The following is an 18,046-nucleotide window of genomic DNA, read 5'->3' as shown; positions in this document are numbered from 1 at the left end:
ATTATGCATTGATCTGCAATTGTAATTATTGCTTTAATTCCTTTTATGACAATAATAATTATTTTATTTATACGTTTAAATCATCGTAATAATCAATATTATAATGTTATCCATGGTGATTTGTTAAGTTTAGTTCCATTGAAAATTGATTTAAAAAATGAAATCATTACTTTTTCTGAACGCTTAGAAGTTTTAAATCGTAAAAAACGAATTTCATTGTTTGTATTTAAATCAATGATGAATCGTAAAACTAAAGTAAAAATTGAAATTTTTATTCAAGATTTATTAGTGAATAAAGTTCCATTTGAGCCGTGTCATTTTTCTGTTTCCTTTCAATTAGGAAGTAAAGTTATTGTTTATGATTTATCAATTGATTATTTTGATAATAATAAAGTTTTGTATGGTCAAATGCAAAGTAATATTCGTTATAATCGTTTTGCTATTTCACAAGCAATTATTTTACAACAAAATGAGTTAACAGTGGTAAAGTCAGTTTTTGTACAAACTATTTTAGATAATTTTAGTCAAAAAAAATATAATAAAAAAATAAATAGTCAATTTGAATATATGATTTTAATAAAAATAAAAAATTATTTAGCATTAGAAAATATTTTAACTGTTAATAATATTGAACGAATGGAATTATTAATTTCATATTATAGTAAAATAACTTTAGGATTAGATAATACTATTATTTGTAAATATTATGATGGTCAGTTTTTAATTTATTCTAGAAATAAGAAAATAAATTTATATCGATTCCAAAAAAAAATAAATAGTTATATTAAACGTAATTTAGTAGAAAAAAGTAGTTATTTGCAGATTCAAAGTCAAATATTATGTGTTTATGCTTCAGTAAAAACTGATGCTTCAAATGTCTATATATTATATAATAAAATTATTGATAAGAATCAATTAGAAGTAGTACAAAGTAGAGACTTAATTGAAATCAAATTGAAGACAAATGATATTTTAAATTATCCCGATTATAATCATTATTCACTTCTACAATCAGAACAAATGGAAAAATTATTAAGTGTTAGTATTAGACCAGTATATAAAAGTGATAATTCAAATGAGCCAAATTGTTACTATGCTTGATGAAATTTTGTTAAAAATTCTTATTATGTTTCGTTTATTGTTTTGATGCGTAATATTCAAGATTCAGGATTGTGGTGAAAAGTAAATGAGCCTTTATTTATTCAAACATTTGAAAAATTTGCGAAATTAAAACAAGAAAAAAACCTTATTCTTCCTGTTAGTTTAATTGAGTTACAAGATAAAACTATTTTAACAAAGTTAATTGCTCTTGTTAATAAGAGAAAAAATCTTTTTGAAAATTGTGATTTAATTTTTGATTTTCAAGATATTGGTGAAATTAATAGTTGGAATAAGTATGATTCAATTATTAAAACTATTCGTAGTAATAAAATAAAAATTTCTTTTACTCATGATTTACGTCATATTGATAATTTTAAATTAATTAATCATTTTAAACCTGATTATGTAGTTTTAACTTCTAATTTATTAGAACAAGTTACTTTTAGTTTTAGTAAATATATTGATGTTATTATTTGTTTGCATTATTTAAGAATTTTAGGTATTAAAAATATTTTAGCTCGTGGTATTATTAACGTTCCTGAAATTATTGTTTTAAAAGGATTAAAGGTTGACTATTTACTAGGAAAAGTATTAGAATCAGAACAAGCAAATAAAGTGCTAGATGCTTTAAATTACCCAAATTATTGGAAGTGACATAAAAGTCAATCAACGAAAGGTGAATAGATCATTATGAATAATGCAAAGAATAAAAATATTACAGCAAGAGAGATTGATTTTGCCAAATGATATACTGATGTTATTAAGCAAGCAGAACTTTGTGATTATGGCGCAGAAAATGGTTCAGCAGCCGGTACCATTATTTTTCGTCCTCGCGGATATGCAATTTGAGAAAATATTCAACATTTATTAAATCAAAGATTTAAAATTTTAAATATTGAAAATGTAATGCTACCACTTTTAATTAGTCAAAAAGCATTTCAAGTTGAAAAAGATCATATTGAGGGTTTTGCACCAGAATGTGCAACTGTAACTAAAGTTGGAAATAATCAATTATCAGAGGAACTAATTATTCGTCCTACTTCAGAAGTTTTATTTTGTCGTCATTTTTCAAAAATAATTAGTTCATATAAACAATTACCATTATTATATAATCAATGATGTAATGTTGTTAGATGAGAAAAAAATACAAAACCATTTTTAAGAACTAGTGAATTTTTATGACAAGAAGGGCATACAATGCATAATAACGATGAAGAAGCAAAAAACTTTACATTAAAAATGATTAAGTTGTATGCTGATTTTGTTGAAAAACAATTAGCAATTAAAGTTATTGTTGGTGCAAAAACAATTCACGAACGTTTTGCTGGGGCAAAAATGACATATACAATTGAAACTATGATGCAAGATGGACAAGCATTACAAGCCGGTACTAGTCATTATTTTGGTCAAGAGTTCACAAAGGTATTTAATATTAAATTTAGTAATAAAGATAATAAACAAGAATTAGGATATCAAACATCATGAGGTGTATCGACAAGATTAATTGGTGCTTTAATTATGGCGCATAGCGATGATCTGGGTTTAGTATTGCCATCTACAATTGCACCGCATCAGATTATGCTTTTAAATTTATCACCTAAAAGTGATAAAGTTAAAATAATTGTTGAAAGAATATTTAAAATTTTAAGTTCTCATTTCCGAGTATTAATAAATGAAGATAATAAAAGTTTTTCTTATAAGAAAAGTGAAAGTCAAATTAAAGGTATTCCAATTACTATTGCAATTGGTGAGCAAGAAATTGAAAACCAAGTAATTAAATTAATTTTACGTCATAATTTAGATACTATTGATGTTGAAATTAATAATGAAAAACTATTAGTAACAACTATTATTAATCAATTAAATAAATTAAATAAAGATTTATTTAATAATTCACAAAAAAAATTAAATACAAATTTAAAAGAGTTAACAGATTTCAATGAATATCATAAATTAGTTAAAATTCATAAAGGTTTCTTTATTGTACCTTTTTGTGATCAAATAAAGTGTGAAGAAGAAATTAAAAGTTTAACTGGTACAACATCACGTTGTATTCCTTTAGAACCGTATAAAAAACCAAGTAATTGTTTTAAGTGTCAAACTCCTAATAGTGTCTGAACTTATTTTGCAAGATCATATTAAAATTAGTAAGTTAAATAGAAATAAAATAGAGGAAAGATAATTATTTGTTCTTAAATTATTATTGAGGTGATAATAATGAAAGAACAAATAAGTGCTGATAAGCAACTAATTGCTGCTATTTTTGTTAAATATGAACAAGCAAAATTAACATTAGCAAATAATAATTTTAAAGAAAATTATGTTTTGAAAGAGGATAGTGTTCACTATGCTAATAAGATAGCGATAAATAAAGATTTAAAAAATTATGAGAAACATGTGCAAATTGTTGATACAGTTTTAGTATTATTACCAAAAAATGAATATAGTTATATTGTTAGAACGTTCTTAGTTAAATCAAATAAAAATTGATGAAAAAAATATTATCATATCAAAGAATATGAAAAATTAGAAAAAACGACTATTAAGCGTTTTTTATACTTATATTTAATTTAAGGATATAAAATGAATATTAATAGTATTGATTTATTGAATTCGCGTAGTTTTTTAGAACAAAAACTGAATTTAACGAGTGATGTAAAAAACAGCCCCATTTATGAAAAAGAATTATTGGAATGGCAACCCTTTTTAGGACTATTTTTTGGTAGACATTTTTTCATGATATTTAACTGGAGTTAGGTAGTTTAAAGTGCTGTGGATTCGTATGTTGTTGTATCAATTGATATAATCAAATAATTCTAATTTTAATTGGATTAATGATGTAAAATTTTTATCATTAATAAATTCAGTTTTGAAAGTTTTGAAAGTTGCTTCAGCAACAGCATTATCATAAGGACAACCTTTTTTGCTTAAAGAACGGGTAATATTGAATGCTAATAAAAGTTTATCAATAGTTTTATTTATTATTGAATTCATTACCGCGATCACTATGAAATATTTGAATATCTTTTAAACAGCGATTTGATTGCATAAATGCTTGATATACTAATGATGCATCTTTTTTAGTACCTACACTATGTCCAATAATTTCGCGGTTAAATAGGTCGATTAATAAGCAAATATAGTTTCACTTACCATTATAACTTGAACATAAGTTAAATCACTAACAATAACTTCATTTTTAAGCCTATTATTAAAGTTTCTATTCACAAGATTGCTTATTTGGCTATCATTGACTTTGTTATGATGATTTTTAAATGATAATTTAGTGTATTTTGATATTAAATTATGCTGATTCATAATTTCTTTAATTTTTTTGCGTGATAAATAAATTTCTTTATTTTCTAGACTGACTTTTAATCTTCTTGTTCCATAAACTTCTTTATTTTGTTTAAAAGCACTAATAACAGCTTCATCATACATATTATTTTTGATTTTATCTTCTTTTTTTTTTAAATTAAAATAATATGTTGATTTAGAAAGTTTTAAAAAACGACAAATTGGACGAATTTTATATTTAGATTTATTATTTGTAATAATCTCTACTTTCTGCCTATTATTAGTGCTGCTTGCTTTAAAATATCATTCTCCATTCTTAATTGTTTTAATTCTTTATTTGCTTGAATTAATTGTTTTTCTAAATCCGAAAGATTATCTTTAGTTTTAAAACTGCCTGAATTTGTAAATTGCTTAATTCATTTATAAGTAGCTGCTCTTGTAACGTTGTATTCTTTAGCAAGGCAAGATACTGATTTGCCATTTTGATATAAAGATACTATTTGTTTTTTAAATTCATCATTATATGAGTTAATATTGGCCATAATTATATTTCCTTTCTTTTAACTAATTTGTTCACTTGTCTACGTAATTAGTGTCCAATAAAGTGTAACCCATCCAAAAAAAACAATATAAAAAAGATAAAAATTTATAGACATAATACATTTTTATTATAGTTACAATATAAAAAATATTTTTTTATAAAATTAATATATTATTAAAATTAAAAAAAATATTAAGTATAATAAATTTATGAAATATTTAGGCATTGATTTAGGTAGTAAAACATTAGGGCTTGCTCGTGGTGAAGGAAAAATTGCTTTTTCTTGAAAAACTATTCGTTTCCCAGAGCATGATTTTAATAATACTATTATCCAACTCCAAAATGCTATTAAAGAATATGATGCTGATATTCTTGTTTTTGGTTACCCTTTAAACATGGATAGCACAGTCGGCCCCAGCGCAAAAATTGTTTTAAATTTTATTGATAAATTTAAATTAACACAAAATAATGATAAACTAAATATTGTTTTACAAGATGAAAGAAGAACTACCTATTCTTCGCAGCAAATATTAATTAAATCTAATGTTTCTTCAAATAAAAGAAAACAAGTTAAAGATCAATTGGCTGCTGCTATTATTTTACAATCATACTTTGATAAAATAACTCAATCTTAAATTTTAGGAGATAAATGTGAAATATAAAAAAATTAATTTAATCGCTATCGCTGGCGGCAGTGCTTCAGGAAAAACAACAGTAGCAGAAAAAATTGCTGAAGCTTGTAATAAAAAAAATGTCATTTTTGTACAAATGGATAATTATTATCATGACCTTAGTAACTTAAAAGTTGAAGAAAGAAAAAAAACTAATTTTGATCATCCTAATGCTATTGATATGAAATTATTAATTCATGATTTAGAACAATTATTACTTGGCAATGCTATTGAAGAGCCTATTTATGATTTTAAAATCAATAGTCGCAGTAAAAACACTGAGATTATTGGTCCGGGTGATGTTATCATTCTGGATGGTATTTTTGCTTTAGAAAATCCTATTATTCGTGAATTATCTACTATCAAAATTTTTGTTGATACTGATAGTGATACTAGACTACTAAGAAGAATTAAACGAGATGTTAGTTTTAGAAATCGTACTCTTGACAGTGTTTTACAACAATATGCATTAACTGTTAAACCTATGCATGATGCTTTTGTTGAACCAACTAAACGTTATGCTGATATTATTATTCCTTTTGATTTTCATAATACTGTAGCTATTGATATTATTGCTACTAAAATTAAAGCAATTATTAAATAATTGCTTTAAGCTTTAATTTTTAAAATAACAATAAAATGCATCTTAAAGATGCATTTTTAAATTGTTTTTTATTGTTTTTTAAGTTAACAAGAAGATTATCAACTTAAATAATCAATTTTATTTTCATTTAAAAGAGATAAAATATTAAATTTCTGTATTTGCATTATTTACTCATAAACACTATTTTTTATTTCATATTTTTTTTCTATACTATCAATATTTAAAACTTCAATTACTGTATTTCCATTTTCATGTGTTACTAAACCAAGTTCATTATTTAAATTAAATAATGTTTGAACATTAATTGATAAATCTAATACATAATTTACTTTATTACTATCTAAATCACTATAATATAATTTTGCTTTTTTACTTGCTAAATTTAAACTATAAAAATATATTTTACTATTTATTTCTGTTATTAATACTGTATCGTTAATGTTAAAAAAATCATCTCCAATTATTGGTTTGGCTTCAGATTGACCTTTTTTTATAATTAACACACTATAACTTATAGGTTTATTTATAGATTTATAAATAGCAAGATAAATGTTTTCGTTTTTATCAATAAATATAGAATTAACCATTAGATTGTTTGGTAAATTTATTTTTTCAGCAATTTCAGTATTAATATTATATTTATAAAAACCATCAAAAGTTGTTACATAAATATTATTTTTTAAATAAGTAATATCAGTTACCATACCCGAAACTAATGGCATAGTTTTAAATTTATTTTTATTATTAAGAATTATTACTCCACCAGCAGAAGTTAAATAAATATTACCTTTAATATCAATTATCATGTGAAAAGAACCTACTTTGAATTCTTTATTTTCTCAATAAATTTCATTATCTCTGGTACTTATATTATATTTTCAAATTTTTTGTCCAGGTATATGAAGATCAGAACTATCAAAAGTTGTATAATACAAATTACCATTGTCATCCTGTGTTTGTTTTACATTTTTTGTTGATATTATATTTTTATAATTAAAGTTAGTATCTTGATAATTATCATATATTTTTTTCATTATATTGTCCTCTTCATTCTTTTTTTAAAATAGTTATTTTTATTATTTCTTCTTTTAACTACATATCAATAATTCTAGTAACTAAAATCGATAAACGATATCACATGCTTACTAGAACTTACTATAAAAGAAAAATAATTAGTAGTTTTTTATTTTTTATTATCCATTATATTTTTATATTTCACATTATTTGAGTTAAACCTTGTTTACTTTAAAAATTAAAGTATCAGTCAAAAAATTCTATAAATTTTATAAAAATAATTATATTTATTTATTTTCTATAAGTCAAATTTTAATAAAAATACAAATACAAATAATCAATAATAGTCATCAATATTTCTTCAATCAATTGTTGTGATTTGACATTAAGTTAGCAAAAATGATAAAATAACACGTTGGAGTGGTTAAATATGAAAAGAAAACTAAATTATAAAAAAATATTAATTGCAACTGGTATATTAGTTGTCGTTGCAGCAGCAACAACAATAGCTGTTGTCGCTACAAAAAGCACAAAATCAGAAGCAAAAAAAGAATTAAGTTTTATCATTACTAAGTTAGAAGTTGACGGTAACAAATTTAATACCGAAGAAACAGTTCTTAATAAAATTATTCGTTTAAATGAAGAAATAACATCTGAACATGTTGAAATTAAAAACTTTATTACTGCATCAGAAATTAAAAATGGTTCAGCAGAACTACATGCTAAAGCTGACAGTAAATATACAGGACAAGTAAATATTACAATTACTGCAAAAGACAAAATCGCTTTAGACAGTAAAATTACTAACAAAGAAGTTGACGGTAACAAATTTAATACTGAAAAAGCAGTTCTTGATGAAATCATTAAACAAAATAAAGATGTAACTGCCAATGACGTTGAAATTAAAAACTTCAAAACAGCATCTGAAGGAACTGCTGGTTCAGCAGAACTACATGCTAAAGCTGACAGTAAATATACAGGAAAAGTAAACATTACAATTACTGCAAAAGACAAAATCGCTTTAGATTTTAGATAGTAAAATTACTAACAAAGAAGTTAACGGTAACAAATTTAATACTGAAAAAGCAGTTCTTAATGAAATCATTAAACAAAACAAAGATGTAACTGCCAATGATGTTGAAATTAAAAACTTCAAAGCAGCATCTGAAGCAACTGCTGGTTCAGCAGAATTACATGCTAAAGCCGACAGTAAATATACAGGAAAAGTAAATATTATAATTACAAAAGTTGATACTGAAGAAGAAAGATTAGAAAAAATTATTAAAAAAATTAAAGTTGCTAATGATAAAGAAAGATATGGTAAGGAATATGTTGAAGCATACAAGGAATATTTTGCATTTCTTGAAAAAACTATGGAAGCAAAATTTAAAATAGATCCTTGAGTTACAGTTCAAGAACCGACAGATTCAAATAAAAGTTCAACTTTTTATAAATTAGAAAATTATATGAGAGAAATTAGAATATCACACTATAGACTAGGTTTAGTAGAGCAACGTATTAACATATATTATAAAAAAGATAGAATTATAATTAATAATGAAAATAAAACAATAAGTTTTAATAGTATAACCATGAATATGTATAAAACAGAAGATAGTTCACTGATACGTGATAGTTCATATTCAATTACAGCAACTATTAAATACCAAGTAAAATAAATTTAAAAATATACTAAAAATAACCAAATATTTGGTTATTTTTTATTAATATAACAAATCAATAAATACAAAAGTGATAATACTAATTAATTAGTATTTATATTAGTACTTTCTTTTAATAATTGTTGATCTTCTGTTTTTGAACCATTAATTATTGGTTTAATAAATGATTCAAAAACAAGATTAGGATTTGTAAATAATTGTTCTTGATTATTTAATTCAAAAATAGATTTTTCTAATATTTCATTTTTTTGATGTGCTGGTACTTTAATTATATCTTCAATAAAAATATCAATTATAGCATTTTGTGTTTCTTCATTAATTTCTTTATCAGACAACTGATTTTTAAGTTTCAATCTAGCATTAATTAAAAAATCAGCACTTTCCTCTCTTGGAAATGAAATACTTTCTTGAAAACTATTATTACTTGAATTAACTTCAAATGAAGGTGTTACTACTTTTGTAGTTTCTTCCTCATTCCTTTTTGCTGGTGTTTGATTAGTAACATTTGAAAAATATTGATAATGTCGAGCTTGATAGTATAACTTCACTTCATTATTATCATTATTAGCAATTACATTATCTGGTTCAAATCTTTCCCTACTTGCAATATCAAAATCTTCATTAATTCTAATAATATCACAATTTAAAATATTACAAATTGCTTCAATTTCAACAGAACCTGTTATTTCACCATTTTTTCTCATTTGTTCTAAACTTTTTCTTATTTGTGTATCTTCACTATTGTTAGGATATAATTCTTTATTTTTTTTATTAATTTCACTATCTAATAACATTGATCTAAAATTAGCTTTATTATTTGGACGTTTTGTATCTAAATTTGTTTCAATATAATCACAAATACGATTACGAAAGACTTTAACTAATTTTTCATTTTCTTTATCAGCAAAATTAAAATCAGCAAAATTAAAAATTCGTTCTCAACCGACTTCTATACCAAAAAGTGATTTATATCTTGTCTTAAATTGGTTTTTATTAGTTTTAACTTGTTCTAAATATGAAACGATTACTGCTCATAATAAACAATTACCATCTCTTTGTACATCTTTAATTGCCATGGTGATGTGTGCTCCTTTAAAAGAAAAACAGTTACTTTAAAAATAAAATAATAAACTGAAATTTTGAATAAATATATTGGGGTTTTAATCTTCGTTGCTTTGCAATTCATCGTAAATTGGTAATAAATATTACTACTTATAATATAACAAAAAAAACAAAAAAATAATAGCAAATCATTATTAAAATATTATATATAAATATTTCATAATTTAATTTTATTTAATAAAAAATATATTATAATACTTTCCTAACAAAATAAAATTAACCTATAAATAAAATATAAGGAGATTTTTAGAAATGAAAATTCAGAAACTTAAAAAAATAAATTTAATAACACTATCACTATTGATTTTAACTATTTTGGTTATATTTACATCTTTAACCCTAATAGATTTTTTTAACATAAAAAATGATATAAAATATATTCCTTCTTTCTATAATCATTATCGAAAACAAGAAATAATAACAAAAGAAAATGGTTTTAATTTAATAAAAGAACATGGTTTAATTTATATGTTAACTAATAATAAATTATATTTTTGTAAACATTACCTCTTCCAAAATATTGTTGAAAACTATAATGTTAAATCATTAGTACAACTAAAAATTGGAATTGTTTTTGCTATAATTTTAAGTCCAATTTTATTATTTATAACTATATTACTAATCTTTTTAAATATTTATTTAAAAATAAAAAAAGTAGATAATAACTTTTGAGATGCTATTGAAAATTGTGAAATTATTAATAATTACTATGTTCATTAATTTTTTATTTATTATTAGAAATTAAAGTAAGAAATTTAAAAACTATTGATTATATTTATTATTTAATATAGTAAGCATAGATAAAATTATATGCTTACTATAAATTTTTAATTACTCTTGATAAAATTAACTGAATATTATCATTATAAATTTCTACCTTTCCTTCCATTAAAATTACTTTATTAACTTGTAAATATTCTTGGTATATTTGATATAACTTTTCAAAAACCGTTACTTCAATAACATTACTATCATTTTGCATTTCAAAAAAAGCCATTAATTTTTTAGTTTTAGTTTTAATTACTCTAATATTATTGATAACTCCATATACTCTAACATGTTGATCAACATAATTATTAATATATGCTAAATCAATAGCTTTATTATGAGGATCTAATTGCTCTTTTCATAGTAATTTAGGATTATATTTTAAATAAAGTCCTAATGCACGATGTTCATTAATACTATTATTATTTCAATCATCTTCTCTTTGTAACATAATTGGTTTAGCAATTAAATTAAAATTTAATGATAATTCGCCACTAGTTTCATTTTTTACCTGCACCATATTGGCATATTCTAATGCAGCATCCAAGTTTAATAATAACATTGTTCGATTTGATTGAATATCATCTAAAGCACCAGCAGCAATTAAATGTTCAATGTTTTTACGATTCAAACCAATAAATATTGCTCGAGCACAAAAGTTAAAAAAATCTTGAAAAAATCCATTACTTGTACGTTCTTTAATAAGATTACTACAACTACCTTGACTCATTTGCTTAATTGCTTGTAAACTATAACGAATAGCTTTTTTAGCACCATCAATTAAAAAATCAATGTCAGAAAATTGAATTGATGGTGGTAAAACTTTAATTTGATATTTTTGACATTCATTCAAATATTGTAACATTTTTTGATCATTACCAATAACGCTACTTAATAACGACACCATAAATGCCAATGGATAATTTGCTTTTAAATAAACTAAATAATAACTAATTAATGAATAAGCGACAGCATGAGATCGATTAAATCCATAACCAGCAAATTTTTCAATATCTTCTCATATTTTCTTAACAACTCTTGGTGAATAACCTCTATTAACAGCACTTTTAATAAATGAGTTTGCTTGTTCTTTCATAACTGTAGTATCTTTTTTACTAATTGCACGACGAATTAAATCAGCTTTTCCTAATGAATAACCAGCAACTTTCTGTAAAATTAATAATATTTGTTCTTGATAAATAATAATGCCATAAGTTGATGCTAAATAAGGTTTTAAATCTTCATGAATATACGTAACTTTTTGTTTTCCTAATTTACGATTAATATAATCTTGAATGTACTCTTGTGGTCCAGGACGAAATAAAGAAGAACTAGCAATAATATCTTCTAAGTTATCAACTTTCATTTTAATTAAAATTTGACGCATTCCTGAAGATTCCAATTGAAAAATACCGGTTGTATCACCATTTTTAATAATGTTAAAACTTTTTTCATCATTTAAAGGAATTTGAGATAATTTTAAATTTAAAAAATAATGTTTGCTTACTTGTTGTAAAATATTTTGCAAAATAGTTAAATTACGTAATCCTAAAATATCCATTTTTATCAAACCAAGAGTTTCTAGGGTTTGCATTGGAAATTGCGTTTGATAAATACCTTGAAATCCTAATTGTAATGGAATAGCAGTAACTAACGGTGCTCTTGTAATAACGATTCCTGCTGCATGAGTACTAGTTTGTCGTGGAAAACCAAGAATTTCTTTGGTTAAAATAAACAATAAAGGATACTTATTTGCATATCATGCTAATTTTGGTGATTGTTTAATAGCCATATCTATTTCAAAATTATATTGAATTGGTATTAATTTTGTCATTTCATTAATATCTTCAATATTAACTTGAAAAACTCTTCCCAAATCACGAATTGCCATTTTACTAGCAATTGTTTGAAAAGTAACAATATATGCAACATGTTCTTTGCCATATTTTTGATGAATATAATTAATAACTTCATCTCTTCTTGTATCTTCAAAATCGATATCAATGTCTGGTAATGATATTCGTTCTGGATTTAAAAATCTTTCAAAAATTAAATTATAAGCAATAGGATCAACACCAGTAATTCCTAAAACATATGCCACTAAACTACCAGCAACACTTCCTCTACCTGGTCCAACCATTATATTCTTGCTTTTTGCAAATTTAATATAATCATTAACAATTAAAAAATAATCAGCAAAACCCATTTCATTAATTACTTGTAATTCATATAAAACTCTTTTAACGTATGTTTCAGGAATTTCACGACTTTGAAAATGCGCTTCTAATCCCTGCTTACATAATTCTTGCAAATATAAATTACTAGTAAGATTATTAGGGCAAGTAAATTTTGGTAAACTTAATTCTGCACTATTTGGCTTATTTTTAGGAAATTTTAAATTACATAATCAAATAACCTTTTCAATATTTTCAATAATTTCATTTGGATAATGTTGCATTAAATCTTGTTTAGTTTTATATAAAAACTCATTACTTTTTGATAAATCTTCTGATTTTAATGTTTTTTGTTCTTTAATAGCTTGTAAAATTTGATAAGTACGATGTTGTTTTTCATCTAAATATAAAACCAAATCAATTGGAATAATATTAGATGTAATCGATTTTAATAAAGTAATATTATCCATATCACTAGGTACTAAACCAAAATAAACTAATTCATGACCTGTTGAATTTAAAATATCATAATTATTTTTAATATATCTAATATTTTTATTATTAGCATGAATAATAACTAAAACTTCACGTGTTTGATTAAGATATTTTTTTACATCATTAGTAGTAACAATATTATTATTAGTACTAATAATAGTAGAAAGCTCTATTAATCTTTGATAACCAGCATATGAAGTTGCCATAATAGTTAATTCAACTTTATCAGTAGCACTTTCTCAAACACAATTTAAACCAATTAATGGTTTAATATCATTCTCTATACATAAATTACAAAATTCATAAGCACCATACATTATATTTTTATCTACTAAAGATAGAACTTTTAAATTATTTTTTTTAGCAAATTCAATATAATCACTTATTTTAATAGTTGATGAAAGAAATGAATAATTAGAACGAACATTTAAATTAACTATATATTTCATACTATCCCCTACAATTCTTGAATGACTTATATTACAAGTTAATTTTAACATCATTTTATCTTGCTAGGTTATTCTTAAGTTATTGTTTTTAATACAAAACTATTTAAAACACTTAAAATAAACTTTTTTAGAAATAAAATAAAAAAATAAATTTTATTTCTAAAATTTATATTAAAAAAGAAAAAATAAACATTATTTTTTTCAATAATTAATAATTAATAATTTGGGAAAAATTATAATATATTTTTTTACATATTAAAACCAATAATATGTTAAAATCTGCATAAACTTAATACAAGTTTTCAACTTATTACTTCATTTTAAAGTAAGTGAGTTTGTTATTTTTAATCAAATAAGGAGAAAAAAATGGATATTCAAAATATTAATTTAATAAAAGCTGCTAAAATCGGTGATCTACAAGTAATTAAAAAAATAATTAAAAATGGTGGCAATGTTAATTATATATGCGATGATATAACCGCTTTAATATGAGCAGCGCAAAATGGTCATTTAGATGTAGTTAACATCTTAATAGATAATGGTGTTAATATTTATCATGTAGTTAAAAATAGACCTGATCCTTGAATATTAAATAATATTAATGGACAAATAATTATAGCCAAATATTTAAAAACAAATGGTTATTATAACTATGCTAATCTTTTACTAGATACCATTGAAAATGGTGATACAGCTTTAACAATAGTTGCTAAAAACAAACACCCAAAAATAGTTGAAAGATTAGCCTATGAAATTTATGAACAAGAAATAAAGCAACGATATAAATTTGGATTACCTACTATTCTTAATGTTACAACCAATAAAAATAATTTTGAAGTTAAATCTCTTCAAGAATTAGCAAATGAAGTACAAAAAATAACAACCAATATTGACTTTAGAGAACCAAATCCATATCAAAAATTACAAATAAATTTAAAACTTGCTCAATTAGAAATTGATAAGAAAAAAATAAATGAAATCAATAAAAGAATTGAAAAAACAAAATTATTAGTAAATGAAATAAATGCAATTGATTTACAAAATCAAACTTCAACAAGTAATCAAAATACTTATTGTAATATTTTATAGTTTACTATTAAAAAATAACAAAAAGAGTGAAACTTCACTCTTTTTTTATATTTAAAGTAAATAAACTGTAATTTATTAAAACTATTAAATTTTAATAAATTTATTTATATTTTTTCAATATCTTTAAAACTATTTATTAAAATTTGTTCTCAATCAATTATTTGCTTTAAATCATTTTCTAAAAGTTCACATTCTTTAATCTTTGGTTGTGTAACAGGGTTTTTGGGAACAAATAATGAACAACAATCAGCGAATGGTAAAATTGATGTTTCATAAGTACCAATTTTTTTAGCAAGATTAATAATATCAACTTTATCTTCGGCAATTAAACTACGCAAAATTGGTAAATTGCTAACAATATTAATAGCATTAATACTTGCTAATGTTTGTGAAGCAACCTGACCAATCGCTTCACCCGTTGCTAATGCTTGAATTTTATATTTTTCTGCAAATAAACTAGCAATTCTAATAAACATTCTACGCATTAAAGTAATACGATAACTTTCTTTCTTAATATGACTTAATTCATTTTGCAAGTTAGTAAAATTGCAAATATATAAATTTTTACTACCAGCATTATAAGGTGCTAAAATTTGAACTAAAGTTTCTACTTTTTTTAATGCTGTTGGTAAAGTAAAAGGTGGAGTAGCAAAATGTAAATATTGAACTTGTAATCCTCGTTTCATTAATTTATATGCTGCTACAGGGGAATCAATACCACCGCTCAATAATAATAACACTTTCCCTGAACTACCTACTGGAAATCCACCAGCACCAATAATTTTATTTGCAAATAAATAAATATCATCCTTATTAACTTTGATATTTATTTTTAAATCAGGATTAGTAACATTAACTTTTAAATCTGTTTTTTTTAAAATTATAGAAGCTATAATTTTAACTATTTGTTCTGAATTTAATGAAAAACTCTTATCACTACGACTAACAAAAAGTTTAAATGTTTTAAAATTTGTTAGATCTTGACTTAAAATTAATGATATTACTTTTTCTGATAATATTTCCATATTTTTAGCAATTCTAAAAGCAGGTGATAATGAACTAATACCAAATATTTTCACCAAAATATTAATAACATCATTCATTACGTCAAGAGATAAATTAGTTAGTTCCATCCGATCATGAAAATGAATAATATTTATTTGTTTATAATCACTAAGAGCATACTTAATATTTATTTTTAATTGTTTAATAAAATCAATCCGATTTTTACTTTTAGTTGTTAATTCACCATAACGAATAATAATAATTGGTACCATTTAAATTTCCTCTTTTTTAAAATTTATTCCATTAATTCCAATAATAATGTTAATGCTTTTTGATTATGATTATTAGTGATATTATTTTCAATTTCATTAAATTTACTATTAAGTTGCTGATTAATTGAACGATGACGATTAGCATAAACAAGAGTTAAATGTGATAATTTATGAATAGTAATTTCCATTTTTAATTCAGTATAAAGATGAAAAATTTTATTTTGTAAATCATTAAATTTACTAAAAGAAGAATTATCATAATTTCCATTTTTAAAATTTAAAATAGTATCATTTATTAAATATTGTAAATCACTAAACTTTTCTTTATAAATTTCATTTAAATAATAAAAATTAATATTATTTAAAATATTATCAATTTGTAACATCATTGAATTGATTTTATCAACATAAGTTTTAAATTTAATTTTTGCTTTATTTTGTTCATTCAACAATTTATTATACTCTTTTAAACTATTAAAAACAACAATACTATTTTCAAATAACGCCGCTAATAACATCACTAATGTTTCATAACTAGTATTTTTTATTGATTTTTGATGTTCTATGATTAATAAATTATCAAAATCATTAACAGTAGCAAGTTGTTTATTAATAATAGTTTCTAAGTTAGTTATTTTGCTATTTTCTATCATTTTAGAATTAATTTTATTTGAAAGAGCAATTTCATTTTTAATAGTTTCAAATATTTCATTAAAATTAAAACTCATAACTAAAAATTTTTCATAATTTTGTTTAAAAATATTATAAAATATTTGTTCTTTATCAATTTTATTACTAAAAGTGGCAATTAATTTTAATATTTCTTGAGTGTTAACCTTAGCTTTTTTGTATTGTAAATTATTAATTTGTTTATTAATAAAACTTAACTTTTCATCAACGTTTGCTACTAATTGTTCGTATTGTAAAAGTAAAGTATTATTTATTTTTATCATTTGATATTTATTTTTTAAGGCCGCCATTTTTTGTTTAATTTCATATGTTATAATATAACGAAGTGTTGGTAAATTATCTAAAATTTCTGCCAATGTTACAACAGCAATCGCAATCTCACTTAAAATAGTAATAATTTGACTAACATTAATAGCATTAATATTTGTTTCTAATTCTTTAAACATATCATTAATTATTTTAATAACTTCATCTAATTGTTCTCGATTAAGATCATTTTGTAAATTAATCTTGATCATTTGATCTTGTAAATAATTAAAATTTTGTTTAAAAAATAATTGATATTCTCGTAATAATTGATCAATACTAATAAAATAATCTATTTCAATTGTTAATAACTGCAATTGATTTTTTAAATTATTACTTTTATTATGCATTCTATACATTAATTTATATCTTTTTCATAATTCTTTATTATTTTGTAATTTTAAAATTTGAATATATTTTTTAAAAACCTTATTTAAATCTTTTTTTAAAAAAAGATTATAACGACTAATTCAAATCCCTAAAATAGAACTATATTGTTCATTTGCTTGTACCATTTGATTAATACGATTTAATCTTTCTTTAATATTAATATTTTGAATATATTGCAAATTTTTATAAACCATAAATTGTTTATTTTTATATGAACTAAAAATTACTAATAAACTTGTTAAAACGATAATAGTAAAAATTAATAAACTAATAATAGTTATTATAATAATTTGTGCACTAGTTAATTTATAAATTTTTATTAACATCAACATAGTTTTATTCTCCTTTCCTTATATTTTAAATATATTAAAAGATA

15 protein-coding genes and 1 pseudogene are annotated in these 18,046 nt (G+C 22.5%); 9 read left to right on the top strand and 7 right to left on the bottom strand.

From position 1 onward, the window contains the following. Positions 1 to 3: 3 nt before the first annotated feature. The 3 genes from ACI2WJ_RS08000 (at position 4) to ACI2WJ_RS07990 (ending at position 3,675) form a co-directional block, all read left to right on the top strand. Positions 4 to 1,785, top strand: coding sequence for a hypothetical protein (locus ACI2WJ_RS08000; protein WP_400255426.1), 1,782 nt, complete (start codon positions 4 to 6; stop codon positions 1,783 to 1,785). A 6-nt stretch (positions 1,786 to 1,791) separates the two neighbouring features. After that, positions 1,792 to 3,243 carry a proline--tRNA ligase gene (gene proS / locus ACI2WJ_RS07995; RefSeq protein ID WP_400255425.1) on the top strand — a complete coding sequence of 484 codons (1,452 nt, stop codon included), beginning with the start codon at positions 1,792 to 1,794 and terminating at the stop codon, positions 3,241 to 3,243. A gap of 75 nt (positions 3,244 to 3,318) precedes the next feature. Further along, entirely contained in the window at positions 3,319 to 3,675 is a 357-nt protein-coding gene (locus ACI2WJ_RS07990; protein ID WP_400255424.1) for an MG284/MPN403 family protein, read from the top strand. Positions 3,676 to 3,813: 138 nt separating this feature from the next. Here the strand turns inward: ACI2WJ_RS07990 and ACI2WJ_RS07985 are convergent. Further along, positions 3,814 to 4,940: pseudogene (locus tag ACI2WJ_RS07985) on the bottom strand (IS3 family transposase). A gap of 208 nt (positions 4,941 to 5,148) precedes the next feature. On the opposite strand from ACI2WJ_RS07985, the gene ruvX reads away from it, so the two are divergent. Together ruvX and udk are read left to right on the top strand one after the other, a co-directional pair. Continuing rightward, complete coding sequence (gene ruvX, locus ACI2WJ_RS07980; protein ID WP_400255423.1) at positions 5,149 to 5,574, top strand: Holliday junction resolvase RuvX; 426 nt, start codon at positions 5,149 to 5,151, stop codon at positions 5,572 to 5,574. A gap of 16 nt (positions 5,575 to 5,590) precedes the next feature. Continuing rightward, on the top strand, positions 5,591 to 6,214 hold the full coding sequence (udk, locus tag ACI2WJ_RS07975) for a uridine kinase (RefSeq protein ID WP_174481256.1): 624 nt from the start codon (positions 5,591 to 5,593) through the stop codon (positions 6,212 to 6,214). Positions 6,215 to 6,381: 167 nt separating this feature from the next. Here the strand turns inward: udk and ACI2WJ_RS07970 are convergent, their stop codons facing one another. Beyond that, positions 6,382 to 7,248, bottom strand: coding sequence for a hypothetical protein (locus ACI2WJ_RS07970; protein WP_400255422.1), 867 nt, complete (start codon positions 7,246 to 7,248; stop codon positions 6,382 to 6,384). Between the two features lie 410 nt (positions 7,249 to 7,658). Between ACI2WJ_RS07970 and ACI2WJ_RS07965 the strand changes: the two genes are divergently transcribed. Then, positions 7,659 to 8,264 (top strand): hypothetical protein, encoded by a 606-nt coding sequence (locus ACI2WJ_RS07965; protein ID WP_400255421.1) that lies wholly within the window; start codon positions 7,659 to 7,661, stop codon positions 8,262 to 8,264. Here ACI2WJ_RS07965 and ACI2WJ_RS07960 read toward each other — a convergent pair. Continuing rightward, complete coding sequence (locus ACI2WJ_RS07960; RefSeq protein WP_400255420.1) at positions 8,250 to 8,573, bottom strand: hypothetical protein; 324 nt, start codon at positions 8,571 to 8,573, stop codon at positions 8,250 to 8,252. The two genes, ACI2WJ_RS07965 and ACI2WJ_RS07960, sit on opposite strands and share 15 nt — an antisense overlap. Positions 8,574 to 8,601: 28 nt before the next feature. On the opposite strand from ACI2WJ_RS07960, the gene ACI2WJ_RS07955 reads away from it, so the two are divergent. After that, positions 8,602 to 8,907, top strand: coding sequence for a hypothetical protein (locus tag ACI2WJ_RS07955; protein WP_400255419.1), 306 nt, complete (start codon positions 8,602 to 8,604; stop codon positions 8,905 to 8,907). Between the two features lie 86 nt (positions 8,908 to 8,993). On the opposite strand, the gene ACI2WJ_RS07950 is transcribed toward ACI2WJ_RS07955, so the two are convergent. Further along, on the bottom strand, positions 8,994 to 9,986 hold the full coding sequence (locus tag ACI2WJ_RS07950; RefSeq protein ID WP_400255418.1) for an OTU domain-containing protein: 993 nt from the start codon (positions 9,984 to 9,986) through the stop codon (positions 8,994 to 8,996). A 298-nt stretch (positions 9,987 to 10,284) separates the two neighbouring features. Between ACI2WJ_RS07950 and ACI2WJ_RS07945 the strand changes: the two genes are divergently transcribed. Next, positions 10,285 to 10,752: a hypothetical protein gene (locus ACI2WJ_RS07945; RefSeq protein WP_400255417.1), complete on the top strand. Its 468-nt coding sequence runs from the start codon at positions 10,285 to 10,287 to the stop codon at positions 10,750 to 10,752. 97 nt (positions 10,753 to 10,849) lie between these two features. Here the strand turns inward: ACI2WJ_RS07945 and ACI2WJ_RS07940 are convergent, their stop codons facing one another. Further along, on the bottom strand, positions 10,850 to 13,918 hold the full coding sequence (locus tag ACI2WJ_RS07940) for a DNA polymerase III subunit alpha (RefSeq protein ID WP_400255416.1): 3,069 nt from the start codon (positions 13,916 to 13,918) through the stop codon (positions 10,850 to 10,852). A 366-nt stretch (positions 13,919 to 14,284) separates the two neighbouring features. On the opposite strand from ACI2WJ_RS07940, the gene ACI2WJ_RS07935 reads away from it, so the two are divergent. Beyond that, entirely contained in the window at positions 14,285 to 15,007 is a 723-nt protein-coding gene (locus tag ACI2WJ_RS07935; protein ID WP_400255415.1) for an ankyrin repeat domain-containing protein, read from the top strand. A 104-nt stretch (positions 15,008 to 15,111) separates the two neighbouring features. On the opposite strand, the gene thiI is transcribed toward ACI2WJ_RS07935, so the two are convergent. Both thiI and ACI2WJ_RS07925 read right to left on the bottom strand, forming a co-directional pair. Beyond that, positions 15,112 to 16,284 (bottom strand): tRNA uracil 4-sulfurtransferase ThiI, encoded by a 1,173-nt coding sequence (gene thiI / locus ACI2WJ_RS07930; RefSeq protein ID WP_395473482.1) that lies wholly within the window; start codon positions 16,282 to 16,284, stop codon positions 15,112 to 15,114. Between the two features lie 23 nt (positions 16,285 to 16,307). Beyond that, positions 16,308 to 18,002, bottom strand: coding sequence for a hypothetical protein (locus tag ACI2WJ_RS07925; protein ID WP_400255414.1), 1,695 nt, complete (start codon positions 18,000 to 18,002; stop codon positions 16,308 to 16,310). Positions 18,003 to 18,046: the final 44 nt, after the last annotated feature.

The sequence above is a fragment of the Spiroplasma endosymbiont of Cleonymus obscurus genome, assembly GCF_964273375.1.
Lineage (GTDB): Bacteria > Bacillota_I > Bacilli_A > Mycoplasmatales > VBWQ01 > Spiroplasma_E.
This window is presented reverse-complemented; position numbering and strand designations above follow the sequence as displayed.